The following is a 22,954-nucleotide window of genomic DNA, read 5'->3' as shown; positions in this document are numbered from 1 at the left end:
GTCACGCTCCTTGCACGGTGGACGCGGCGAACTTGCCGGTGCGGCGGCGCGACAGCATGCCGATGGCGCCCAAGCCGGCCAGCATCAGCATGTAGGTCGACGGTTCCGGAACGGCGCTGATATTGATATTGTCGAGCGCGAACTGGCCCTGGTTAAAGGCGGGAAAATCGAGGGAATTGCTGCACGCGCCAGTATCGTTGAAAATGCACGCATTGAAAGTCAGGCCCGTAAACGCGTAGTTGCTGAAGCTGCTCAGCAGGGAAGCGCTCTGGAAATGGTAATTGCCATCGCTGCCCTGATCGGGAAACGCCAGCGAGGTGCTGATCACCTGGCCATTGCCGAGGGTGCCGCTCAGCTGCAGCTTGCCCCACTGCATGTTGGGCAAGCCGGAGACGGGCGCGATGAAGGAATAGTCGAAACCGGCCAGGGTGAATGCCTGGCGATCGGCACGCGAGAAATTCACGCCGCCATCGTTGAGGATGGCCAGGTAGTTGCCGCTGGCGCCCTGCGGGCAGGCGGCGATATCGCACGACGAGCCCACACGGCCGTCGAGGATGGCGCCCACGCCGCTGACGCCGCCGCCGGCCGCCGTGGTCGGGTCGGCCAGGAACAGCAGATTGTAGCTCGGCGTATTGAGCGTCTGGCCGCTTGCATACACGTCGGGGGGCAAGTTATCGAAGCTCAGGACACCGGCCATGGCCGGCGCCGAGGCCAGCACGGACAAGGTGGCCAGCGCGGCAAAAACGGTGGAGCGACCGCGGGTAGCGGGCGGATTGATGGTGGCGGGCGATACCCGCGCAGGTGATAAACGATTCATTCTATTCCCTTGATTGTTGTGGATAGATAGGTCGGCAGGTCTGGCGCCCGCTTTCAGCTTTTTCACAAAAGTGCCAACAAATATAGCAAATTGCATAAAATAAATATCATATTTTTAATATCATTTATTTATTTTTTATCTATCTCTGCGAAACTTTGTTTTGTTTTATCTATGAAAGCTTGAGAAAGCTCAACGTTACATTTGAACAACAATTCATCACGCGGCTGACGTGCGCGCCAACGGGCCGGCCCGACTTCAGATAAGCTCGAAAACCGCGCTTGTTGCACCGTCACATCGCGGTACACCTGTTCCATCCTGGAACACTGCCTGGTCTGCCGGCGCTCCGCCAGACGCCCCCCTGCGCGCCCAGTGCCGATGGCATGAAGCTTGCACAACAAGGGAATCGACCGTGCTCAGGGAGCAGCATCATGGAACACCATCAACTGGCCGGCAGCGGCCGCTCAGGCATGCGGCCGGTCTGGCGCAGCATCGCGTGCGGCGCGCTGGCGCTGGCTTTTTTCCTGCTGGCCATCAGGCTGGACCTGGCCGAACGGCTGACGCGCGTCCTCTGGCGCCAGGAGCACTGGCAACTCGATGAACTGGCCCTGAGCCTGCTGCTGCTGGTGCTGGTACTGGCCGGCTTTGCCGTCTGGCGCGGACGCCAGGTGGCGCTGCTGCTGGCGCAAAACCGCGCGCTCACGCAGCGCCTGCTGCGCGCGCAGGAAGAGGAACGCTGCGCGCTGGCGCGCGAGCTGCACGATGAAGTAGGACAAGACTGCACGGCCATCCGCGCCGCCGCCAGCTATATCCTGCGCGCGCGCGATGGCGACCAGGCGAACGTGCAAGCCTGCGCCGCCAGCATCGCCCGCTCCGCGGAAGCGCTGCATGCGATGGTGCGCAGCATGCTGCGCCGGCTGCGCCCGCCCGTGCTCGACAGCTTGGGATTGGCGCCGGCCCTGCAGGCGCTGTGCGACAGCTGGGCCCAGCAGCACGGCATCGCTTGCCGTTTCGCGCCGCACGCCATCCCCGCCGACCTCGACGACAGCATCGCCACGGCCATCTACCGCCTGGTGCAGGAAGGCTTGACGAATGTGGCACGCCACGCGGGCGCCGACCAGGCCACCGTGGAATTGCGCGCCGATGCGCACGGCTTGCTGCACCTGGCCATCGAAGACAATGGCCGGGGTTTGTGCCAGGACAGGCAGCAGGACTCCGGCTTCGGCATGCTGGGCATGCGCGAGCGCGTGGCCGGCTTGCGCGGCCATATCCGCTGGATCAGCGCGCTGGGCAACGGCTTGCGCATCGAAGTGGCCCTGGCGGCCCGGTGCGCGGCATGAACGCCATGCACAGCGCCCTGCAGCCGATCCGCGTGATGCTGGTGGACGACCACCCGGTGGTGCGCACGGGCTACCGGCGCCTGCTGGAACAGGGCGGCGACATCGCCGTCGTGGCCGAGGCCGGCAATGGCGAAACGGCGTATGCCTTGTATCAGGAGCAGGCGCCTGACGTCTGCGTCACGGATTTGTCCATGCCCGGCATCGGCGGCCTGGAATTGCTGCGCAAGCTGGTCGCGCGCGACGCCGCTGCGCGCGTGCTGGTGTTTACCATGCACGACACGCCGCAGCTGATCGCGCGCGCGTTGGACGGCGGCGCCTGCGGCTTCGTCAGCAAGCAGGCCGACCCGGAACACCTGGTCGACGCCGTGCGCGCCGCCCACGCGGGCCGGCGCTACCTCGATCCGCACAGCGCACCGGGCGTGCTGCAGGGCACGGCCCGCATGGAAGCAAAGCGTTTGAGCAGCCTGAGCCAGCGCGAATTCGAAATCTTCCGCCTGCTGGCCGAAGGCCGCAGCGCCGCCGACTGCGCCCGCCTGCTGCACCTGAGCAGCAAGACGGTGGCCAACCACCAGACGTGCATCAAGGAAAAGCTCGACGTGCCCGGCCCCGCCGCGTTGGTCCACCTGGCGCTGCGCCACGGCGTCATCGAACATATTCTCCCTTAAAACGCGTAACGCAAGCCCGCATTCACGCTGCGCGGCGCGCCGGCCGCATAGAAGGTCGCGTTGACCATCGGATACGCGCCATTCACGGCGGGCAGCGGCCGGGCGGCAAAATGGCCGTTGGCGTCGAAAGCCGTCGCACCCAGCTGGGCCGCCGTCGCATACTTCCGGTCGAACAAGTTATTTACCTGGGCAAATATGCTCAGCTGTGGCGTCAGCTGGTACTTGCCATTCAGCTCGACCACGGCATAGCCGCCGCTCTTGCCCGCGCCCAGGTACGACGCCCCGCCCGCCTGGTGCCGGTTGTTTTCATTGCCGCGCGCATAGGCGCTCGACACGGCCGTCATGGCCAGGCCCACCGTCCACTCGCGTCCGCCCTGGACATCCACGTGCGTCTTGAAAATGTGGCTGGGAGTCAGCGGAATCCGGTTGCCGGGCGCGATGACGATATTGCCTTCCAGGCCAGGTGCTTGCGCGTCGCTGCTGCTGTTGGCGCTGCCGTTGACCACTTCCCGGCTTTGGTACGTCGCCTGCAGCCACGTATAGTTGACGCCGAAGTCCAGCGCGCCCGTCTTGCCGTCCAGCGCCAGCTCCATGCCCTGGTGGCGCGTCTTGCCGAAATTTTTGAAGTAGCCAAATCCCGCCTGGTTGTCGGCCACGAACAGGATATCGTCGTGGTTTTCCGCGCGGAACATGCCCGCGCTCCAGCGCGCCACGTCGGCGAACTTGCCGCGCACGCCCGCTTCCCACGTCTTCGTCACCACCTGTTTCAAGGGCGGGTCGCCGGCCATGGCGTTGGGCAGGCGGCACGGGTTTTCCGGGTCGGCGCAGCCGAGTTCGATGGCCGTCGGCGTGCGGCTGCCTTCGTTGTAGCCGAGGTAAGCGCCGATGCCGGCCGCCGGCGCATAGGCCAGGCCGATGGCGGGATTGAAGCGGCTGAAACGGTGGTCGCCATCGAGCGAACCGTTGCCCCCGCCCGGCGTGATGGTGTCGCGGTTGCGCACCGTGCTGCGGTTGTAGCGACCGGAGATGGTCAAGGTCAACGCTTGATTCAATGCAATGCTGTCGCTCGCATACACGCTCCACGTGCGCATGCGCCCGCTCAAATCGACCCGGTTGTCGACGGGCGTGCCGTCATCGTCGATTTCCGTGCCGTCGGCAAAGAAGTCGACGGGCGTGATGCCGCGGTCCGGGTTCAGGTAGCCGAACTGGCTGGTCTGGCGGAAGGTGGCGTGGCTCGTGTCGTAGGCGGCGCCGGCCGTGACGACATGGCGCGCTCCGGCCACGTCGGCCAGCGCCGTGAATTGGCCCGAAAAACCATAGTTTTCCTGCTGCGTATGGCTGCGATTGATCATGCCGTTGCATTTTTCAGCCGGTTCATCGTTCAACAAGACGTTGGCGATGCAGCGCCATTTCGGAAACGGCGTATTGCCTGCATTCGCCCCGCTGGCGGGAAAGCCCGTGTAGCCGGCCGCCGCCAGTGCCGCGCGCTCGGCCGCGCCGGGCTGGTAGACGGACTGGTCGAGCGATTCGTCGTTCAGGTCGCCGTTGAACGTGTGCGTGTCGATCTTGCGGTAGTACACATTGCCGGACAATAGCAAGGCCTCACTGGCCTGGTGCTTGCCCGTCAGGTTCAGCAGGGTCGACTTGTTCTGCGTCAAATCGGGCTTGGTGTAGACGCTGCGGTAGTCGCGCGCCAGCAGGCGCTGCTCCTGCAAGCCATTGCCCGTCAGCGCATTGTCCGCGTGGGCTACGGTGACGGCGATATCGGTGCGCGCATCGCTCCAGCCCAGCTTGCCAAACAGCTGGCGCACGTCGGATGGGGAATCGTCGCGCCAGCCCTCTTCCTTGAAACGGTTGCCCGTCACATACCAGTGCCAGCCCTGCGCATTGCTGCCGCCATGCTCGAACTCGACGCCGCGACGTTGAGCGGAACCGAGGCGCGCTTCGATGGCGGTGCCGGGATTGCTGCGCCCGTCCTTGGTTTGCAGGGCCAGCGCACCGCCCAGGGTGTTCAAACCGAACAGAGGGTTCGAGCCGGGCATCAGGGTCAGCGATTCGATCGCCATGCGCGGGATCAAGTCCCAGCTGACGACGTCGCCGAACGGCTGGTTCAGGCGCATGCCGTCCAGGTACACAGAGAGTCCTTGCGGCGTGCCCAGCAGGGGCGAGGCCGTGTAGCCGCGGTAGCTTACGTCGGGCTGGAACGGGTTGTTCTGCACCTCGTTCACATACACGCTGCCCAGGTTGCGGCGCAGGAAGGCGGAGATGTCGAGCGCGCCGCTGCGCGCGATCTGCTGCGCGCTGGCCGTCTGCACGGGCGCGGCCAAAGTATCGCGCGGCTGCTCCACGGTAGGCAGCGGCATGCTGCCCGTGATGATAACGGTGGGCAAGTCGCCCGATGCGGCAGGCTCGGCGGCCTGCGCCTGGCACAGCGCCATGGCGGCGGCCGCGAATAAAGTCAGTCTCATGCGTATCCCCGATTTATAGTGGTTTTTATTGCGTCCAGTATCGGACAGCCACCAGGGGATACGCTAGGGAAAAACTCCCGCCGTGCGGGGAGCTAGCGCTGCAAGGGCAGGTAGCTCTGCTTGAGCTGGCGCAACACAAAGCTCGATTTGCTGTGGCGGATGCCGGGAATTTTATACAGGCGCTCGCGCAGCAGGCGCTCATAGTCGCGCGTGTCGCTGACCGCGATGCGCAGGTAGTAATCGTAGTCGCCCGAGACAAGAAACGCTTCCAGCACTTCCGGGATCATGGCCAGCGCGTGGCCGAATTCGAACAGGGCCTGGTCGGAATGGTCGTCCAGCGTGACTTGCACGATGACGGTGTCGGCCAGCCCCACCTTGGCCGCGTTGACGTTCACCGTATACCCCTCGATGACGCCATCGTCTTCCATGCGCTTGATGCGCGCCCAGCATGGCGACGAGGTCAGGCCCACCTTGGCGCTCAGGTCATGCAGGCTGATGCGGGCATCCTGCTGCAGGGCCGTCAGGATGGCGAGGTCGAATTTGTCCAGCTTCATTCTGCTTTTCCTTATTTTTACAGCAAATTTTGCTGAAGTTGTCATTCTATACGAGAAAACCAGCAGCCTTTTCTGCCGCATCAGGCAGAAAATAAGGCCATGAAACCCGATCCCGATCCCCTCCTCGCGCGCGCCTCCCATAACGGCGCCAGCACCCTGATCGATACCCTGCTGGCGCTGGGCGTCGACACCGTCTTCGGCTATCCCGGTGGCGCCGTGCTGCCCCTGTACGACGCGCTGCACGCCCAGCCCCGGCTGCGCCATATTCTCGTGCGCCACGAACAGGCGGCCGTGCACGCGGCCGAGGGCTATGCGCGCAGCACGGGCCGGCCCGGCGTCGTCTTCGTCACCTCCGGCCCCGGCATGAGCAACACCACCACGGGCTTGCTCGACGCCCTGTGCGATTCGATCCCCGTCATCTGCATCAGCGGCCAGGTGGCCACCACCAGCATCGGCACCGACGCCTTCCAGGAATGCGACGCGCTGGGCATTTCGCGCCCCGTCACCAAGTGGAACCGGCAAATCCGCACGGCCGATGAAACGGCGGCCGTGCTGCGCGAAGCGTACGCGCAGGCAACGCAGGGCCGGCCCGGCCCCGTGCTGGTCGACTTTCCCAAGGATCTGCAACTGGCGCAGGTCATCGAAACCGCGCCGCTGACGCCAGCCGCCCAAGCGTCCGCGCCCCTGCCCGACAGTACCGACCTGGAACGGGCCGCCAGCCTGATCGCCGGTGCGCGCCAGCCCGTGTTCTATGGCGGCGGAGGGCTCATCAATTCCGGCCCGGACGCCTGCGCCGCGTTTCAACAACTGGTGAAACTGGCGGCCGCGCCCTGTACCTTGACCTTGCTGGGCCTGGGCGCCTTTCCCGCTTCGCACCCGGCCTTCCTCGGCATGCTGGGCATGCACGGCACGCTGGAAGCCAACCTGTCCATGCACCATGCCGACCTGGTCGTTTGCGTGGGCGCCCGCTTCGACGACCGGGTGACGGGACGGCTGGACGCCTTCTGCCCCGGTGCAAAGGTCATCCACGTCGATATCGACCCGGCCTCGATTGGCAAGGTGGTGCGCGCCGACGTGGCCCTGCGCGGCGACTGCGCGCCCGTGCTCACTGCCTTGCTGGCGCAGCTGCGCGGACGCCTGCTGGCGGACCGCCAGCCGTGGTGGCAGCGCATCGATGGCTGGCGCGCGCAGGACTCGCTGGCGTTCGACGACACGCCGCAGGTGATCGCGCCGCAGGCGCTGATGCGCCGGCTGCAGGCGGCGCTGGACAGCATGGATGGCGGCGACGCCATCGTCTCCACCGACGTGGGCCAGCACCAGATGTGGGCGGCCCAGCATTTGCGTTTCGAGCAGCCCCGGCGCTGGCTGACCTCGGGCGGCGCCGGCACCATGGGCTACGGCCTGCCGGCCGCCATCGGCGCGCAGATCGCCCACCCGGATGCCTGCGTGGTGTGCGTCAGCGGCGACGCCTCGATTTTGATGAATATCCAGGAACTGGCCACCGCCGTACAGCACCGCCTGCCCGTCAAAGTGGTGTTGTCGAACAATGGCTACATGGGCATGGTGCGCCAGTGGCAGGAACTGATACACGGCGGGCGCTACAGTCACAGCTACACGGAAGCGCTGCCCGACTTCGTCGCCCTGGCCCGCGCGTTCGGCTGGCAGGCGCACACGGTGAGCCGGCGCGAGGAGCTCGACGCAGCGCTGGCGGCCTGCCTGGCGTCCGAAGGCCCGTACTTCCTTGACGTGCGCGTGCATGGCGCGGAAAACTGCTTCCCCATGATGGCCCCCGGCGCCGGGCACCATGAAGTGACCTTATCCAAGGGAAAGGTGTACACGGAACGGTAGGTCGGATTAGCGGGGCAACACCTCGCGTAATCCGACACCACCACCGGCCTCGCCAACGATGTTGTCGGATTACGCTCTACGAGCTAATCCGACCTACGCCCAAATCCGGTAGATCCAGTAACTTTCATCTTCTTTCATGGCGCGCGCCAGCTCGGTGGGACTCAAGCCCGTGATTTCGCGCGTCTCGCGACAGAAATGGGCCTGGTCGGCGTAACCGCCGCTGGCGGCGATATCGGACCACGACACCCTGCCTTGCAGGATGGCGCCACGCTCGTCAAGGAATAGCTGCTCTGCGCGGCGCATGCGGCGCAAGGTACGCATGGGCTGGCCGGCCCAGGCCTTGATGCGGCGCTCGATATGGCGCGCGCTGCTGGCCAGGCCCGTCGATGCCGCCTGCACGCCCAGTCGGCGCACCCAATCCTGCACAACGCCGGCCGACACGTCGCTGCCCTTGCGCGCCGCCTGCCAGCGCGGTGCCAGGAAGTCTTCCACCAGCCTGACGCGGACCTCGTCGTCGGGCGCCGCCAGCACGGCGTCGGACAAGACCAGCCAGTCGGCATCGAACAGCGCATCGAGCGGGCGAAACTGGTCCAGCAAGGTATCCATCGATATGCCCGTCAACGCATGCAGGGCGGCGGGATAGAACATCACGACAAACGAATGCACGGGACCGGGGTTGTAGCTGACCAGCGGATACGAGCGGGGGCCGCCGAACAGCGCGGGCGGCATGCGCACGTCCGGCAGCGACAGGCCCGGCGCGGCCGCCTCGACGTCGCCCGCGACGGTCCAGATGATGCTGCACATGGGCGCGACGGGAAAGCGGTTCAGGCGTTGCGCCGGCGGCAGTGGCGCGCAGCGCGTGGTGTCGCGCACGAGGATGGCGCGCACGCAGGAAGCGAGCGCGGTGCGCGGTGCGATCAAACGGGTCAGGGGCGTAGGGGCGGCAGGCATGGCGACGATTGTACCGGCAAAGTCGGGCACCGCACGATGTCGTATTCGTTCAAGACGCGGGCGCGCAAGCGCGCTACAGTGATGTCATTGTCGCCATCCACCAGGAGTCCGCCATGCCCCCGCTCGACCACGCCGCCACGCCCGTCGTCGCCATGCCTTTGCGCCAGATCCGCCACCTGCCGGGGCCCTTCGCCCTGCCCATCGTCGGCAACAGCCTGCAACTCAAGCTCACGCGTATCCACCGCGACGTGGAGCAGTGGGTGCGGCGCTACGGCCCCTTCATGCGCGCCTGGTTCGGCCGCACGCTGGTGCTGGTGGTGGCCGACAGCGAGGCCGTCGGCACCGTGCTGCGCGACCGGCCCGACGGTTTTCGCCGCCCCCTGAGCAGCTCCGTCGTGTCCGAGGAAATGGGCGGCATCCCCGGCCTGTTCCTGGCCGAGGGCAGCGAGTGGCGCAACCAGCGCCGCATGGTGATGGCCGGCATGGCGCCGGGCGCCATCAAGGCTTATTTTCCAAAACTGGTGACGGTGGCACAGCGCCTGCAGCGGCGCTGGCATCTGGCCGCCACGCAAGGCCAGGCGATCGACCTCGATGGCGACCTGAAACGCTACACGGTCGACATCATCGCCGGCCTGGCCTTCGGCACGGAGGTCAACACGCTCGAATCGGGCGAAGACGTGATCCAGCGCCACATGGACGACATCCTGCCCGCCGTGGCGCGGCGCAGCCTGTCCATGTTTCCGTACTGGCGCTATGTCAAGCTGCCCATCGACCGCCGCCTGGACCGCGACGTGGCGGCCCTCTCCGCCGCCGTGGCCGGCCTGGTGCAGCAGGCGCGCACGCGCATGGCGCGCGACCCGGCGCGCCGCGCGCGTCCGCCCAACCTGCTCGAAGCGATGATCGCCGCCGCCGACGAAGCCGACAGCGGCGTGGATGACCGCGCCGTGGCCGGCAATGTGCTGACCATGCTGCTGGCGGGCGAGGATACGACGGCCAACACGCTGTCCTGGATAATTTACCTGTTGCAACGCCATCCGCACACCCTGGCGCGGGCGCGCGAGGAAGTGCGGCGCCTGGCGCCCGACGCGGCCCATTTTACGATCGAACAGATGGACAGCCTCGACTACCTGGGCGCCTGCGCCAGCGAAGCCATGCGTTTGAAACCGGTGGCGCCATTCCTGCCCGTCGAGGCGCTGCGCGACACGGTCATCGGCGATATTGCCGTGCCGGCCGGCACTCTCGTCTGGTGCGTGATGCGCCACGACACGGTGTCCGAGACGCACTTCCCCGACGCGCAGGCGTTCCAGCCCGAGCGCTGGCTGGCCGAAGGCGGCGAGGCGAACAACAAGCGCGCTTCGATGCCCTTCGGCGCCGGCTTGCGCACGTGCCCGGGCCGCTATCTGGCCTTGCTGGAAATCAAGATCGCCATGGCCATGCTGCTGAGCAGCTTCGACATCGCCGGCGTCGATACGCCCGATGGCGGCGAGGCGCAGGAACTGATGGGGTTTGTGATGTCGCCCATCGGTTTGAGCATGCGCCTGGCGCGGCCGCAGTGATACCATGCGGGAAGTCCCATTCATTCGACCTCCCCATGACCATCCGCCTGGAATCGCCGCAGCAAGCCGACGTGCAAACCCTGATCGCCGAACTTGATGCCTATCAACAGACCCTGTACCCGGCCGAGTGCGTCTACTCGCTGGACCTGGCATCGGTGCCGTCCGATACCCTGCTGTTTGCTGTCGCCCGCGATGCGGCAGGCGCAGCGCGCGCTTGCGGCGCCATCGTCGTCACGCCCGATTTCGGTGAGGTCAAGCGCATGTACGTGCACCCGGACAGCCGTGGCCTGGGCCTGGCCAAGCGCCTGCTGGCCCTGCTGGAAGAACAGGCGCTGGCGCGCGGCTGCCGCTTGCTGACCCTGGAGACGGGCATCCACCAGCCAGAAGCCATCGCCCTGTACGCGCGCCACGGCTATCTGCGGCGCGGACCGTACGGCGACTATCCCGACGATCCGTTCAGTGTCTTCATGGAAAAACCACTGCAGGTGGCGGCATGAGCGCGCCTGCCGACAGCCTGATTGATATCCGCGCGCGCCTGCGCGCCTTTGCCGACGAACGCGACTGGGACCAGTTCCACACGCCAAAAAACCTGGCCATGGCCCTGTCCGTGGAAGTGGCGGAGCTGGCCGAGCACTACCAGTGGCTGCCCACGGGGGCAGATAGCGAACTGGACGAGGCCAAGCGCACGGGCATCCGCCATGAGCTGGCCGACGTGCTGATGTATCTGGTGCGGCTGGCCGACAAGAGCGGCGTCGACCTGCACGCGGCCGTGCTGGAAAAGATGGAACTCAACGCGCAGAAATACCCGGCGCAGCAGGTGCGCGGCGACGCGCGCAAATATAGCGAATACTGAAACACCCATCCGTGCGTGGCTGCCGCGTAAAAAGGCGTAGCATCCAGCCATGCGTATTCCTTTTTCCCTGCTGCTCGTCTGCCTGATCCACGGCCATGTTGCACTGGCGCAAACCGCGCCCGTGCCGCAAGTCAAAGTGGACGCCACGCGCGACCCCGTCGATAAATCGTACCGCAAGATGCTGCAGGGCGTGGACCGCTTCGAACGCGACCATGCGCTGGCGCCGCAGGCGAGCCTGCGCTTCCGCTTGCTGCCGCGCCAGCCCGGCGTGGACATGACGGGCGTGCAACTGCGCATCGCCGGCGACACCGTCAGCATCCCCTTGCCCTTGGCGCCGGACAACAGCTTTGCCCCCGTGCGCCATGCGCAGGCCGCGCGCGAAGACGCCGTGCTGATCGCCAACCGCAGGGCCACTACCATGAGCTGGCGCGCGCAGGTGATCACGCCCGGCTTGCCGCCCGACACGCGGCGCCTGGGCGACTTGCGCCTGGAGTGCCGCGCCGGCATGGATTCGGGCCTGATCTCGAACGACCCGCAAATCATCGCCTGGCTGTCCAGCATGCTCTACAGCACCGACAAAGTGTGTTCCGAGCCGGACGGCAATTATCTGTTCTTCACGGACCGCCCCCTGTTCGGCGTCACCCTCGTGCATGGCGAACGCAGGGTTTCGTTACCGTTCACCATGCTGTACGCGGGTGGCGAGCAAACGCCCGCCTCGCTGCCCTATTGCGATTGCCAGGTATTGCTTGACCGCACGTATTACGCGCCCTTGTGGGATACGAGCTGGCCCGACGATACCCTGCTGGAATTTACTTATATGGACGAGGTGGCGCCATGAAGTGGCTGATGATCGCCATGCTGACGCTGCTGGCCGCCTGTTCCGGCACGCGCGCCTTGCAGGCAAGCAAGAATGTACCTTACGCTACCCTGGAACAGACGGTGCAACCGGGCAGCAGCACGCGCGAACAGGTGCGCGCCGCCTTGGGCGACAGCACGGCCATCCGTTTCGACAGCGGCAATGAAGTGTGGATGTACACCTACCCGGCCGCTGCGGGCGCGCAGGCAGAATATGTGATTTTGTTTGGCGGGGATGGGGTGGTGAAGAAGGTACGCAGCGGGGAAGTGTATCGGGTGAAGAAGTAAGAGTACCCCACAAAGTCTGGGGGGAATGCTCCCAATGGGAAGCATTCCGGTCACGCAGTGACTGACCCCGGCAGTTCGCGGGTTTTACTAGCGTACCTTTAACAGCGCCCTTGCCGCCACGCCCGCACCCACGCCGCGCCCCACGCCGGCAGCCTTGCGCTTGGGCGAAGCCTTCAATTTGAAGATGCCGATCGACTGGGCCACGCTCTCGGTGCGCTGCGCCAGGTTGGTGGCGGCCGCGGCCGCCTGCTCCACCAGCGCCGCATTCTGCTGCGTGATGCCATCCATGTGAATGACGGCCTGGTTGACTTGTCCGATGCCCTGGTTCTGCTCGCGCGTGGTGGAGGAAATCTCGTCCATCATTTCCGTCACGCGGGCCACCGAGGCGATCACTTCCGCCATGGTGGCGCCCGCATTGCTGGTCAGCACGCTGCCCGCGTTCACGGTGGCGATCGAATGGTCGATCAGGTTTTTCACCTCTTTCGCCGCTGTTGCCGAGCGCTGCGCCAGGCTGCGCACCTCGCCCGCCACGACGGCAAAGCCGCGGCCATGCTCGCCCGCGCGGGCCGCTTCCACGGCCGCGTTCAAGGCCAGGATATTCGTCTGGAAGGCGATGCCATCGATCAGGCCGATGATGTCGAGAATCTTGCGCGACGAGCTGCTGATCTCATCCATCGTGGTGACCACTTCGCTGACGATAGTGCCGCCCTTGGCCGCGACGGTGGACGCCTGCACCGCCAGGTCGTTGGCCGTGGACACGTGGTCGGCGCTGTTTTGCACGGTGGACGTCAGTTCTTCCATGCTGGCCGCCGTCTGCTCCAGGCTGGACGCCTGCGATTCCGTGCGGCTGGACAGATCCATATTGCCCGTGGCGATTTCCGCCGTGGTGATGCGGATATCCTCGAAATTGGCGCGCACGTCGCCGATAATGCTGTGCAAGTTGATGTTGGTCTGGCGCAAGGCCGCCATCAATTGACCCATGTCATCATCACGCACCTTGTCGATCACGCCCGTCAAATCGCCGCCCGCCATCTTGCGCGCCATCGTGATGGCGTCGCCCAGCGGCGCGACCAGCGAATTGTGCAGATGGGCCCAGAAATACAGCATCAGCGCGACGGCGGCGGCGGCGGCACCGCTGAGCCAGCTGCGCGTGGCCGTGCTCGTATCGCCATCGATATTCCACACGGCGCAGCCGAGGATGGCCAGCACCACGCCAAAGACGATGCAATGCAGGGCCAGGTCTTGCGACAGGGTCAATTTGCGCCACTCGGCCAGCTTGGCGGCCCAGCCCTGGCGCACGACGCGGCCGTTGCGGATCGCCAGGTTGGCGCTATTACCGTCCTTGAAACTTTTATACAGGGCCGCCGCCTCGTTGATCTGCTCGCGCGTGGGCTTGGTGCGCACGGACATATAGCCGATCGGGCGTCCATTTTCGATGACGGGCGTGATATTGGCGAAGACCCAGTAAAAATCGCCGTTCTTGCAGCGGTTCTTGACCATGCCGGTCCACGGCATGCCCGTCTTGATGGTATCCCACAGGTCGGCAAACGCTTCGGCCGGCATATCGGGATGACGCAGGATATTCTGTGGCGCACCCAGCAATTCCATTTCTGAAAAGCCGCTGACCTCAATGAAATACTGATTGGCGTAATTGATGTTTCCCTGTAAATCCGTGGTGGAAACAATCGTCATGCCTTCATTTAATACGTATTCCTTTTGCGTGATAGGCGTATTGACCCGCATCGTCGCTCCTCTATTTTTTTTCAACTAGCATAACAAAATCATAAAAACAATATACCACATCAAGCACCGGCGAGATATCACCACGGCGACAGTGACGCTGGTCAAACAATTTAATAAAAGTCAATTTATTTATGTTTTATGATTTACTTTGATTCAACTTGATTGATTTTATTGAAATGTAAAATTCAAATTGCGTGCAGATACAATAATTAATAAAAAATTATGTATTGATGTAGCAGGCAATAAATATGGTGTGGGCGACGATAAAAAGATGCGCAAGCGCCGCAATAACCGCCGGCACATGGCGACGCCTGCCGGCAAGCATGACGCATCAGCAATGAACATTTATTGAGGGGAAATAAAAACTGGCGCGAGCGCGCCAGTGGAATATATGTCTCCAATCCGCGACACAGGCGCCGGGGAGGCGCCTGTGCAGGGATGGCTTACTTGAACGTTTTACGCGGTGGCGACTTTGGACGCGCTGGCGCAGGTTTGCGCTCCGTCGTGCCGTCATCGAGGCTGATGCGCAGTTTCTGACCCGAAACGACGACCGATTTCAGGTGGTCGAGGATTTCCGGCGGCATGCCTTCCGGCAAGTCCAGCACGCTGTAGTTGTCAAAGATATCGATACGGCCGATATGCTTGGCTTCCAGGTTCGCTTCGTTGGCGATGGCGCCCACGATGTTGCTTGGCGTCACGGCGTGCTCACGGCCCACTTCGATGCGGTAGGCCGTCACGCCCGGGCGTGGACGTTCCTTCTTCGGCGCGCGCGGCGCTGGTGCTGCCTCGCCCGCGTCCGCTGGCGCATCCTTGAACGCTGGCGCGGACTTGGCGGCGAACGGCTTGCGCGGCGCGGCTGGCGGCGCCAGGTCCGGTGCGTCGCCGTCGCGGCTGATGCGCAGTTGCTGACCAGCAACCCAGACGGACTTCAGCTGATCCAGCAATTCTTTCGGCATGGTATCTGGCAAGTCCAGCACGCTGTAATCGTCATAGATTTCAATGCGGCCGATGTTTTTCGAATCGATGCCCGCTTCGTTGGCGATGGCGCCCACGATATTGCCCGGTTTCACGCCATGCTGATGACCTACCTCAATACGGAAAGTCTGCATGCCGGCGTCGGCAGGACGGGAGATGCGTTCCTTTTTCGGGAAGGCCGGGCGTTCGCCACGGTCGCTGCGCTCGTTACGCTCGAAGCGGTCGCCCCGTTCCGGACGGTCATTGCGTTCGAAGCGGTCCTGGCGTACAGGACGGTCGTCTTGCCACGTGGCTTGCTCGCGCGCCTTGTTCTTGTCCAGCAGCAGAGGCGTATTGCCACGCGCCATCTTCGCCAGGGCGGCGGCGATTTCGATGGCAGGAATGTTTTGCTCGCGCTCGAAATCTTCGATCAGCGACTGGAACTGCTCCAGTTCGCCCAGGGCCAGGGTTTCGCTGATCTGTTCCTTGAACTTGGCGATACGCACATCGTTGACGGCCTGGATGGTCGGCAATTCCAGCATGCTGATCGGCTGACGGGTCGAGCGCTCGATAGCCTTGAGCAAGTTCTTTTCACGCGGGGTGATGAACAAAATCGCTTCGCCGCTGCGGCCGGCGCGGCCCGTGCGGCCGATACGGTGGGTATAGCTTTCCGGATCGTGCGGCACGTCGTAGTTGACGACGTGGCTGATGCGCTCGACGTCCAGGCCACGGGCGGCTACGTCGGTAGCCACGAGGATGTCGATCTTGCCGTCTTTCAACTGCTGGATCGTGCGCTCGCGCTGCGCTTGCTGGATGTCGCCATTGATGGCGGCAGCCGAGAAGCCACGGGCTTGCAGCTTGCCGGCCAGCTCTTCCGTGCCCAGCTTGGTGCGCGCAAAGATGATCATGCCGTCAAACGCTTCCGCTTCCAGGATGCGCGTCAGCGCGTCGAGCTTGTGCATGCCCGACACCAGCCAGTAGCGCTGGCGGATGTTGTCGGCCGTGCCCGTCTTGGCGGCAACCGTCACTTCGGCTGGATTGATCAGGTAAGTGGTGGCGATACGCTTGATGACGGAAGGCATGGTGGCCGAGAACAGGGCCGTTTGATGGCCGTCCGGCGTTTCTTTCAAGATGCGTTCGACATCGTCGATAAAACCCATCCGCAGCATTTCATCGGCTTCGTCCAGCACCAGCGTTTTCAGCTTGGACAGGTCGAGCGAACCCTTGTCCAGGTGATCGATGACGCGGCCTGGGGTACCGACGATGACGTGCACGCCGCGGCGCAGGGCCGACAGCTGCGGGCCATAGCTTTGACCGCCGTAGATCGGCAGCACGTGGAAGCCGGGAATGTGGGCGGCGTACACCTGGAACGCTTCGGCGACCTGGATGGCCAGTTCGCGCGTCGGTGCCAGGACCAGGGCTTGGGGTGAGCTTTGTTTCAGATCGATGCGCGACAGGATAGGCAAGGCGAAGGCGGCGGTTTTACCCGTGCCTGTTTGCGCCTGGCCCAGCACGTCGCGGTTAGCGAGCAATAATGGAATCGTAGCCGCCTGGATAGGCGACGGTGTTTCGTAACCGACATCCTTGAGCGCGCGAATCAGCGGCTCGCTCAGGTTAAGGTCGGAAAATAAGGAAATTGGTGTATCAGACATGAAATCACTCACAAGTTCGCTCGAATCGCCCAATGCGAAAGAGTGTATCTGCTAGTTTACTCTTTACTGGACCTTACCGGGTGGACACAGGCGGCAGAACGCCGTTTTTTGCAATCTACAACGCAGAAAAATCGGCGATCCGCACGCAATTGGTGCAAAAAACAAGCAATATTATATGTTTTGCAATAGATTCGGCAGTTTTACAGATGCGCCTCGATATTGCTTGCCGCATCGACCGAGTGGCGTAAAAACTCCAGCAAGTCCTCGTTCAGCCTGTCCTTGTGCGTCGTCGCCAGGCCGTGCGGCGCGCCCGCATACACGAGCAGCTTGCTGCCGATGATGAGCTCGGCAGTGCGCCGCGCCGAGGCGGCAATCGGCACGATCTGGTCGTCGTCGCCATGGATCACCAGGGTCGGCACGTCGAAGCAGGCCAGGTCAGCTGTGAAATCCGTCTCGGAAAATTGCTTGATGCATAAATAGGATGCCGGCATGCCCGCCTGCATGCCCTGCAGCCAGAAATGCTCGCGCACGCCCTGCGACGGTGTCGCGCCGGGGCGGTTGTAGCCATAGAAGGCCTCGCTCAAGTCGCGGAAGAACTGGCTGCGGTCGGCCTGCACGCCAGCGCGGATGGCGTCAAACGCGGACAGCGGCAAACCCAGCGGATTGTCGTCCGTTTGCAGCATCAGCGGCGGCACGGCGCCCACCAGCACGGCGCCCGCCAGGCGCTGCGTGCCATGGCGGCCGATGTAGCGCGCCACTTCGCCGCCGCCCGTCGAATGACCGACCAGGGTGGCGCCCGTCAAGTCCAGCGCGTCGATCAGGGCGGCCAGGTCATCGGCATAGGTATCCATGTCGTTGCCGACGAAAGGCTGGCTGGAGCGGCCATGGCCGCGCCGGTCGTGCGCGATGACGCGGTAGCCGTGCGAAGCCAGATAAAACATCTGGTCTTCCCAGGCGTCGGACGACAGCGGCCAGCCGTGGCTGAAGACGACGGGCGGGCCGCTGCCCCAATCCTTGTAATGAATCAGGGTGCCGTCGGCGGTACGCAGGGTATTGTTTGAATGCAAGTCGGTGGCAGTCATGGAACGCTCCTTGTCGGTGGACCAGCGGCCATTGTGGCCGCAATGGCGCGCGCACGCCGCGCGCTACGCCAGAGCATTGCGGTAGAGTAAGATTACCGCTGCTTTGCTTTCCCGTACTCACTTTTGGAGTTGTCATGCGTCTACCCTTCGTCCTCGCCGCCAGCCTGTTCAGCACGGCTGCCCTCGCCCAACCGCTCGTTGCCGAAGCGCCCCTGCGCGCCCATCTGTCTTTCCTGGCCGACGACTTGCTGGAAGGACGCGGCACGGGCCAGCGCGGCGGCGACCTGGCCGTGCGCTACCTGGAAACGCAGGCGGCCGTGGCCGGCCTGCAACCGTTGCAGGATGGCAGCTACCGCCAGGCGCTGACCATCGTCGGCAGCAAGGCCTTGCCGTCGAGTACAGTCACCTTCAGCGCGGGCGGCAAGACCTTGGCTCCCGCCTTCGGCAAGGATATCGTCTTTGGCGCGGCGAATGGCCAGCAGACAGTGGCGTTCGACGCGCCCGTCGTGTTTGCCGGCTACGGCATCCGCGCCCCGGAAGAAAACTGGGACGATTTCAAGGGCGTCGATCTGAAGGGCAAGCTCGTCATCATGATGGTCAACGACCCGCAGCCGACCGTTGCCGAACCCAACCGTTTTGCCGGCAAGTCGCTCACGTATTACGGGCGCTGGGTCTACAAGTACGAGGAAGCGCTGCGCCAGGGCGCCGCCGGCGTCTTGCTGATCCACACGACGGCATCGGCGTCGTATCCATGGTCGGTGCCCGCCAACGGCTTCGGCCACGAGCGTTTCAACCTGGCCGGCGCGGGCAATGCCATGGAAGGCTGGCTGCAGGAAGACATGGCGCGCGCGCTGTTCCAGCAAGCGGGGCAAGACCTGGACGCCCTGCGTGCGCAGGCGGAAACGCGCGCGTTCCGTCCCGTGGCCCTGAACGCCACGGTCAAGGTGCAACTCGACAGCCAGGTGCGCAGCATCGAACAATTCAACGTGGCCGGCATCGTGCCGGGCACGGACCCGAAGCTCAAGGATGAGGCCGTCATTTATTCGGCCCACTGGGACCACCTGGGCAAGGATGACGAGGGCAATAGCCGCAGCGGTCAGAGCGACCACATCTACAACGGCGCCATCGACAACGCCTCGGGCGCGGCGGCCCTGCTGGCCATGGCGCAGGTTGCCGTGAAACAGCCGGCGCGCCGCACGCAAATCTTCCTGTGGCCGGCCGGCGAGGAAACGGGCATGCTGGGCAGCACGGCCTACACGCGCAAGCCCTTATGGCCGCTGGCGAAAACGGCCGCCGACCTGAATCTGGACAGCATGAATTTTGTCGGCAAGACGCACGACATCGGCGTGGCCGGCGCCGAGCGCAGCAGCCTGTACGCGAGCGCCGCCAGGGTGGCCAAGCGCATGGGCCTGCGCCTGGCGCCCACCATTCCCGACCTGTCCGGCGCGTTTTACCGCGCCGACCATTTTGCGTTTGCCAAGGCCGGCGTGCCCGCCTTCAACGTGGGCTCGGCAGTATTCTCCGGCGACGGCTCCTTCGATTTCGTCAAGGAACCGAAAGCGTCCAGCGAGCGCCTGGTGGCGTTTAAAAAGGATTATCACCAGGTCACCGATGAATACCACCCGTCGTGGGACTTGTCCGGCATGGTGCAGCAGGCGCAGTTCACCCTGAACCTCGGTTACGAAGTGGCGAACGACAAGAACTTGCCTACTTGGAACAAGGGCGAGGCGTTTGGAAAAGTGAAGCGTTAACGTCTAGCGTAGGTCGGATTAGCGGGGCATCGCCCCGCGTAATCCGACAACATGGTTAGCGCCGGTGGTGGCGTCGGATTACGCGGCGTAGCCGCTAATCCGACCTACAATGGTTGATTCAAATGGCCATGATGCGTTTCAGGTCCACGAACGCCGTTTCATACAGGTGCTGAAACGCGCCCACCATCACCTCTTCCACGCCTTCGGCCGCGTCGAACTCGCCCGACCATTGCGCCACGCACTCATTCGCACCCGGTTCGCCCGTGACGCGCAGGGTGGAACGGTAGTTCTTGACGGGGATCGGACCCGAGACGATGGTGTAGCTGTAGCTCTTGTCCGCTTCGCTGTAGCTTTGCAGACGTTCGGCGATGATGGCGCCGTCCGTAGTTTTCAGCCGGCGCACGCGGCCGCCATGTTCGGACAGGCTGGTCTTGATTGAACTCGACCATTCAGCCAGCGACTGGAAGCCGCCGATAAAATCCCACACTCTTTCGGCGCTTGCCGCCAATGTCACAGAAACAATTACTTGGGCCATCTTTGATTCGGTTCCTCATCCAGGTTTGCCGGGCGCTGCGCCCGGCCGGCCGGAGATGCCCGGCACAGCCGCTATTTTAGCGCCCATGCGGCTTTACTGCCGAGTCGACAGCGCTGGCGGCGCTCCCGCTTAAAGATTTTCCGCCAAGAAAATCAAGGAATTGCCATGCGCCTGGGCCGCGGCGCGCTGCTGGTAGCTGTCGCGGTGGGTGCAATTGAAGCCGTGCTCGGCGCCCGGATAGATATGGATTTCCACGTCTTGCCGGTCTTCGAAGCGCTCGGCGATGGTTTGCACGGCTTGCGGCGAAATATGGCTGTCCTGGCCGCCGAAATGCATGAGCAGCGGCACCTGGATACGCTCGGCCAGGTCCAGCTTGTTCTGGATACCGCCGCCGTAATAGGCGATGGCGGCGTCGACCAGGCCGGCCGCGGCCGTTTGAAACGACAGCCGGCCGCCGAAGCAGTAACCGACCGAGGCCAGCTTGCCCGTCACTTCCGGGCGCGCGCGCAGGACGGCGACGGTGGTGGCGATATCGGCGTCGGCATGCGGATTGTCGGTGGCCTGCATCAGTTCCACGGCGCGCTTCCAGCCTGCTTCGTCATAGCCCAGCTCGATGTGTGCGCCCTCGCGCCAGAACAGGTCCGGCACCAGCACCACGTAGCCATCGGCCGCGTACTGGTCGGCCACGGCGCGGATGTGTTCATTGACGCCGAAAATTTCCTGCAACAGGATGATGGCGGGGCCTTTGCCGATATGCGGCACGGCCAGGTAAGCCTGGAAGCTGCCGTCCGGGCCGGCGATATCGATCCACTGCGATGTTGTGCTCATAGAAACTCCAGTCAGAGGTTGGGGGGGGAATGCCACAGCCAGGCATGTTACTGGTTTTTCGCGCCGCCTGCGTCCGCCCCCCTTTGCCCAGGCTCAATACATCTCGCGCAAATAAATGAGGGGACCGGATCGCAAGACGCCAAACACGACACTGCCTACCGTACTGGGCAGGTAAGACAGGGCGGGCACGGAGACGTCGACGCTGCCCGGCACGCCAGGGGCCAGCAACATCAGGCGACCGTTAGGCGAGGGCAAAAAACCGGCGACAAAGGTATACATACCATCCTGCACCTTTGCGGCGCCATTGCACGCGCCGCCCCCCGAAGTGAGCATCTTGCGGCAGTTGGCCAAAACGACGTCGGCCCGGGAAAATGTGGTGACGCTGTCGGACGCATTGCTCACCCAGCGCCCATTCCAGTACTGCACTTGCACGGGCAGCCGGATGGGCAGGCGCTCGGAACCATAGCTGTTCGGCACCATCATGCGGCCCGTCAGGATGGTCAGCTGCCCTTCCGTGCCCGAGGCGGACGGCGCCGACGTCACGACGGTCTCGCCCGGATACGTGGTGGTGGCGCGGAACAGCACGTCGGTGGGTGACGCCAGCGCTGTCGCACCGGCTGGCACCGCATAGGCGCCGGGAAAGCGATAAGCGATGATGGTGTCGGCCACGCCTTTCGTGAAATTGCTTGCGGCGATGCCGCTCACGACAGTCTGCGCGGCTGTGCCATCGGTGAGCTGGCTACCCACAGGATCGGCCGGTGGCATAGCCGTCTTGCCAGTGGCGGCATCGTAACCTTGCAAAGCCACGTTCGCCGGCAAGCTCTTGTCCTGACCGTCGAAATTCTGCGTCGGCGCGTTCGACGCATTCTGCGCCGTGACGCGCAAGCCAAACGCTTGCCTGGAATACACAAAGTTGCCCACGGTCTGGCCCGGCTGCGCGCCCACGCACGTCAGTGGCGCCACGCACCGCATGGGCACCTTCCCGGTCACTGCCGTCGCAAAGTGGTGAGGAATGAATTGCACATTGGCGCTATTGCCTGTTGCCAACGGTGGCGTGATGCCATTGACAGGTGGCAACGACCACCCCAGGTAGGCAGGCAAGCTGGCGGTAAACTGGATGGTGCCCACTTCCGGCCAGCTCATGTTCGCGGCCGTTCCTATGCCATTACCGTTATTGAAGGTCAAACTGCCTGCCACCTCGGGGTCGAGGCGGTCGGTAAACAAGGGCGCGACGATCGCGTGTCCCAACTGCACGGTTTGCGTCGTCGCTTCCTTGCCAAAATTGGGCGTCACAGCCCCGACATCATTCAGGGCCGAAACACTGATCGTGGTAGCTGGCGCCACCGGCGTCACGGCCAGGCCCGCACGCTGCGGCGTGGCGATCGCGCCAAACACAAAACGCTTCGGCACGACGATGACAGTGGCGCTGCCCGTCATGCTCAAGCCAGTGTCGCCGCTGGCGCTTGACCCCGTATAAGTGGCCGTCAAGTTCAGCTGCCCCGCGTCCGCGTAGGACATGACGGCCGTGGCGACGCCCTGGCCGTTGAACGCCAGGTTGACGCTCTTCCCCAGGGCACTGCAAGCACTGCTGTTATTCGCCGCCAGGGCGATGAAACCACCCGTGCCTTTGACAAAGACGGGCAAAGTGCCGCTGGCGGGATTGCTGTAGCCGCAAGCGAGCGTCACGTCCTTGCTCTTGTTGGCAAACAGGGGCACGCAGGCTTGCTGGTCTCCGCTGGCCTGCACGGCGCTGATGCCAAACGACGGCTGCGTGCCCGAGATATGGTTGGTGGGCGTGAGCATCAATCCCGTCGCCGTGAACGCCATGTTGCAGCTATTGCTATTGTCCGAGCTGCGCTTGCACACCAGCGCGCCCGTGGTGCCGGGCACGCTGGTCAGGCTCAGGGTGGCCGTGCCGACCGTGTACTGGCGCACGCTGGCCGTTGCCACCCCGCTGCTGTCTATCGGCGTGGCCACGCCGCCGGGGCTGACGGTGACATTCGCGCCGCCCGTGTACTTGGCGCTGCAGGCGGCATCCGCGCACGCCGTCACCGTCACGGTTTGCGGCGCGCACGTCAGGGCCGTGCCCGGATGGTCGATCTGGAAATGGTGGGGCCCGGTGGGGGTGCCGGGGCCGCATTTCGGGAGGTTGACGCTGCCGGCAGGCCAGCCGCTGTTGTTGGTGACGCAGCTGCACGGATTGGACGGCGTGTAGGC

General features: G+C 64.1%; 19 protein-coding genes. 9 read left to right on the top strand and 10 right to left on the bottom strand.

Annotated elements, in window-relative coordinates:
• Position 1: 1 nt before the first annotated feature.
• Positions 2 to 817 (bottom strand): NF038120 family PEP-CTERM protein, encoded by an 816-nt coding sequence (locus K0F86_RS24065; protein ID WP_219136675.1) that lies wholly within the window; start codon positions 815 to 817, stop codon positions 2 to 4.
• 428 nt (positions 818 to 1,245) lie between these two features.
• Here K0F86_RS24065 and K0F86_RS24060 point away from each other — a divergent pair, with 428 nt between their 5' ends.
• Together K0F86_RS24060 and K0F86_RS24055 are read left to right on the top strand one after the other, a co-directional pair.
• Entirely contained in the window at positions 1,246 to 2,154 is a 909-nt protein-coding gene (locus tag K0F86_RS24060) for a histidine kinase (RefSeq protein ID WP_219136674.1), read from the top strand.
• The gene (locus tag K0F86_RS24055) at positions 2,151 to 2,819 is read left to right on the top strand and encodes a response regulator transcription factor (RefSeq protein ID WP_257572336.1); all 669 of its coding nucleotides are present in this window, start codon (positions 2,151 to 2,153) and stop codon (positions 2,817 to 2,819) included. The genes K0F86_RS24060 and K0F86_RS24055 overlap by 4 nt, the downstream gene beginning before the upstream one ends.
• Here K0F86_RS24055 and K0F86_RS24050 read toward each other — a convergent pair.
• The gene (locus K0F86_RS24050) at positions 2,816 to 5,287 is read right to left on the bottom strand and encodes a TonB-dependent receptor (protein ID WP_257572335.1); all 2,472 of its coding nucleotides are present in this window, start codon (positions 5,285 to 5,287) and stop codon (positions 2,816 to 2,818) included. The genes K0F86_RS24055 and K0F86_RS24050 overlap by 4 nt on opposite strands.
• Before the next feature lie 92 nt (positions 5,288 to 5,379).
• Positions 5,380 to 5,841, bottom strand: a complete 462-nt coding sequence (locus K0F86_RS24045) for an Lrp/AsnC family transcriptional regulator (RefSeq protein ID WP_070217690.1) — start codon at positions 5,839 to 5,841, stop codon at positions 5,380 to 5,382.
• Between the two features lie 99 nt (positions 5,842 to 5,940).
• Between K0F86_RS24045 and ilvB the strand changes: the two genes are divergently transcribed.
• Positions 5,941 to 7,689 (top strand): biosynthetic-type acetolactate synthase large subunit, encoded by a 1,749-nt coding sequence (ilvB, locus tag K0F86_RS24040; protein WP_219136673.1) that lies wholly within the window; start codon positions 5,941 to 5,943, stop codon positions 7,687 to 7,689.
• A 93-nt stretch (positions 7,690 to 7,782) separates the two neighbouring features.
• Here the strand turns inward: ilvB and K0F86_RS24035 are convergent, their stop codons facing one another.
• Positions 7,783 to 8,640, bottom strand: coding sequence for a helix-turn-helix domain-containing protein (locus K0F86_RS24035; protein ID WP_257572334.1), 858 nt, complete (start codon positions 8,638 to 8,640; stop codon positions 7,783 to 7,785).
• A 113-nt stretch (positions 8,641 to 8,753) separates the two neighbouring features.
• On the opposite strand from K0F86_RS24035, the gene K0F86_RS24030 reads away from it, so the two are divergent.
• The 5 genes from K0F86_RS24030 to bamE are packed head-to-tail and all read left to right on the top strand — an operon-like array spanning position 8,754 to position 12,192.
• Positions 8,754 to 10,196 carry a cytochrome P450 gene (locus K0F86_RS24030; RefSeq protein WP_257572333.1) on the top strand — a complete coding sequence of 481 codons (1,443 nt, stop codon included), beginning with the start codon at positions 8,754 to 8,756 and terminating at the stop codon, positions 10,194 to 10,196.
• Positions 10,197 to 10,231: 35 nt separating this feature from the next.
• Entirely contained in the window at positions 10,232 to 10,693 is a 462-nt protein-coding gene (locus K0F86_RS24025; protein WP_219136672.1) for a GNAT family N-acetyltransferase, read from the top strand.
• A complete protein-coding gene (locus tag K0F86_RS24020) occupies positions 10,690 to 11,049 on the top strand; it encodes a nucleotide pyrophosphohydrolase (protein WP_219136671.1) in 360 nt (119 codons plus the stop codon). The genes K0F86_RS24025 and K0F86_RS24020 overlap by 4 nt, the downstream gene beginning before the upstream one ends.
• A 49-nt stretch (positions 11,050 to 11,098) precedes the next feature.
• Positions 11,099 to 11,887, top strand: a complete 789-nt coding sequence (locus K0F86_RS24015; protein WP_219136670.1) for a hypothetical protein — start codon at positions 11,099 to 11,101, stop codon at positions 11,885 to 11,887.
• On the top strand, positions 11,884 to 12,192 hold the full coding sequence (gene bamE / locus K0F86_RS24010) for an outer membrane protein assembly factor BamE (RefSeq protein ID WP_219136669.1): 309 nt from the start codon (positions 11,884 to 11,886) through the stop codon (positions 12,190 to 12,192). Before K0F86_RS24015 ends, bamE begins: the two co-directional genes overlap by 4 nt.
• A gap of 87 nt (positions 12,193 to 12,279) precedes the next feature.
• On the opposite strand, the gene K0F86_RS24005 is transcribed toward bamE, so the two are convergent.
• The 3 genes from K0F86_RS24005 to K0F86_RS23995 all read right to left on the bottom strand — a co-directional run bounded on the left by K0F86_RS24005 (position 12,280) and on the right by K0F86_RS23995 (position 17,623).
• Positions 12,280 to 13,935: a PAS domain-containing methyl-accepting chemotaxis protein gene (locus tag K0F86_RS24005; RefSeq protein ID WP_219136668.1), complete on the bottom strand. Its 1,656-nt coding sequence runs from the start codon at positions 13,933 to 13,935 to the stop codon at positions 12,280 to 12,282.
• 443 nt (positions 13,936 to 14,378) lie between these two features.
• Positions 14,379 to 16,541, bottom strand: coding sequence for a DEAD/DEAH box helicase (locus K0F86_RS24000; RefSeq protein WP_219136667.1), 2,163 nt, complete (start codon positions 16,539 to 16,541; stop codon positions 14,379 to 14,381).
• A 200-nt stretch (positions 16,542 to 16,741) separates the two neighbouring features.
• A complete protein-coding gene (locus K0F86_RS23995; RefSeq protein WP_219136666.1) occupies positions 16,742 to 17,623 on the bottom strand; it encodes an alpha/beta fold hydrolase in 882 nt (293 codons plus the stop codon).
• Positions 17,624 to 17,757: 134 nt separating this feature from the next.
• On the opposite strand from K0F86_RS23995, the gene K0F86_RS23990 reads away from it, so the two are divergent.
• The gene (locus K0F86_RS23990) at positions 17,758 to 19,374 is read left to right on the top strand and encodes a M28 family peptidase (RefSeq protein ID WP_219136665.1); all 1,617 of its coding nucleotides are present in this window, start codon (positions 17,758 to 17,760) and stop codon (positions 19,372 to 19,374) included.
• A gap of 118 nt (positions 19,375 to 19,492) precedes the next feature.
• Here K0F86_RS23990 and K0F86_RS23985 read toward each other — a convergent pair whose 3' ends face one another.
• From K0F86_RS23985 to K0F86_RS23975, 3 genes are all read right to left on the bottom strand, one after another.
• Complete coding sequence (locus tag K0F86_RS23985) at positions 19,493 to 19,909, bottom strand: SRPBCC family protein (protein ID WP_219136664.1); 417 nt, start codon at positions 19,907 to 19,909, stop codon at positions 19,493 to 19,495.
• Positions 19,910 to 20,038: 129 nt separating this feature from the next.
• The gene (locus K0F86_RS23980) at positions 20,039 to 20,737 is read right to left on the bottom strand and encodes a dienelactone hydrolase family protein (RefSeq protein WP_219136663.1); all 699 of its coding nucleotides are present in this window, start codon (positions 20,735 to 20,737) and stop codon (positions 20,039 to 20,041) included.
• Between the two features lie 93 nt (positions 20,738 to 20,830).
• On the bottom strand, positions 20,831 to 22,954 hold a 2,124-nt coding region (locus tag K0F86_RS23975), incomplete at its 5' end, for a DUF6701 domain-containing protein (protein WP_374197319.1).

The organism is Janthinobacterium sp. UMAB-60, assembly GCF_900095235.1.
Lineage (GTDB): Bacteria > Pseudomonadota > Gammaproteobacteria > Burkholderiales > Burkholderiaceae_D > Janthinobacterium.
Note: the sequence above shows the minus strand (reverse complement) of the source record. Positions and strands in the feature narration are given on the sequence as shown.

Bases quoted from the DNA above. Each gene is read 5' to 3' on its own strand.
- K0F86_RS24065 (WP_219136675.1), bottom strand. From the start codon at position 817: ATGAATCGTTTATCACCTGCGCGGGTATCGCCCGCCACCATCAATCCG.
- K0F86_RS24060 (WP_219136674.1), top strand. From the start codon at position 1,246: ATGGAACACCATCAACTGGCCGGCAGCGGCCGCTCAGGCATGCGGCCG.
- K0F86_RS24055 (WP_257572336.1), top strand. From the start codon at position 2,151: ATGAACGCCATGCACAGCGCCCTGCAGCCGATCCGCGTGATGCTGGTG.
- K0F86_RS24050 (WP_257572335.1), bottom strand. From the start codon at position 5,287: ATGAGACTGACTTTATTCGCGGCCGCCGCCATGGCGCTGTGCCAGGCG.
- K0F86_RS24045 (WP_070217690.1), bottom strand. From the start codon at position 5,841: ATGAAGCTGGACAAATTCGACCTCGCCATCCTGACGGCCCTGCAGCAG.
- ilvB (WP_219136673.1), top strand. From the start codon at position 5,941: ATGAAACCCGATCCCGATCCCCTCCTCGCGCGCGCCTCCCATAACGGC.
- K0F86_RS24035 (WP_257572334.1), bottom strand. From the start codon at position 8,640: ATGCCTGCCGCCCCTACGCCCCTGACCCGTTTGATCGCACCGCGCACC.
- K0F86_RS24030 (WP_257572333.1), top strand. From the start codon at position 8,754: ATGCCCCCGCTCGACCACGCCGCCACGCCCGTCGTCGCCATGCCTTTG.
- K0F86_RS24025 (WP_219136672.1), top strand. From the start codon at position 10,232: ATGACCATCCGCCTGGAATCGCCGCAGCAAGCCGACGTGCAAACCCTG.
- K0F86_RS24020 (WP_219136671.1), top strand. From the start codon at position 10,690: ATGAGCGCGCCTGCCGACAGCCTGATTGATATCCGCGCGCGCCTGCGC.
- K0F86_RS24015 (WP_219136670.1), top strand. From the start codon at position 11,099: ATGCGTATTCCTTTTTCCCTGCTGCTCGTCTGCCTGATCCACGGCCAT.
- bamE (WP_219136669.1), top strand. From the start codon at position 11,884: ATGAAGTGGCTGATGATCGCCATGCTGACGCTGCTGGCCGCCTGTTCC.
- K0F86_RS24005 (WP_219136668.1), bottom strand. From the start codon at position 13,935: ATGCGGGTCAATACGCCTATCACGCAAAAGGAATACGTATTAAATGAA.
- K0F86_RS24000 (WP_219136667.1), bottom strand. From the start codon at position 16,541: ATGTCTGATACACCAATTTCCTTATTTTCCGACCTTAACCTGAGCGAG.
- K0F86_RS23995 (WP_219136666.1), bottom strand. From the start codon at position 17,623: ATGACTGCCACCGACTTGCATTCAAACAATACCCTGCGTACCGCCGAC.
- K0F86_RS23990 (WP_219136665.1), top strand. From the start codon at position 17,758: ATGCGTCTACCCTTCGTCCTCGCCGCCAGCCTGTTCAGCACGGCTGCC.
- K0F86_RS23985 (WP_219136664.1), bottom strand. From the start codon at position 19,909: ATGGCCCAAGTAATTGTTTCTGTGACATTGGCGGCAAGCGCCGAAAGA.
- K0F86_RS23980 (WP_219136663.1), bottom strand. From the start codon at position 20,737: ATGAGCACAACATCGCAGTGGATCGATATCGCCGGCCCGGACGGCAGC.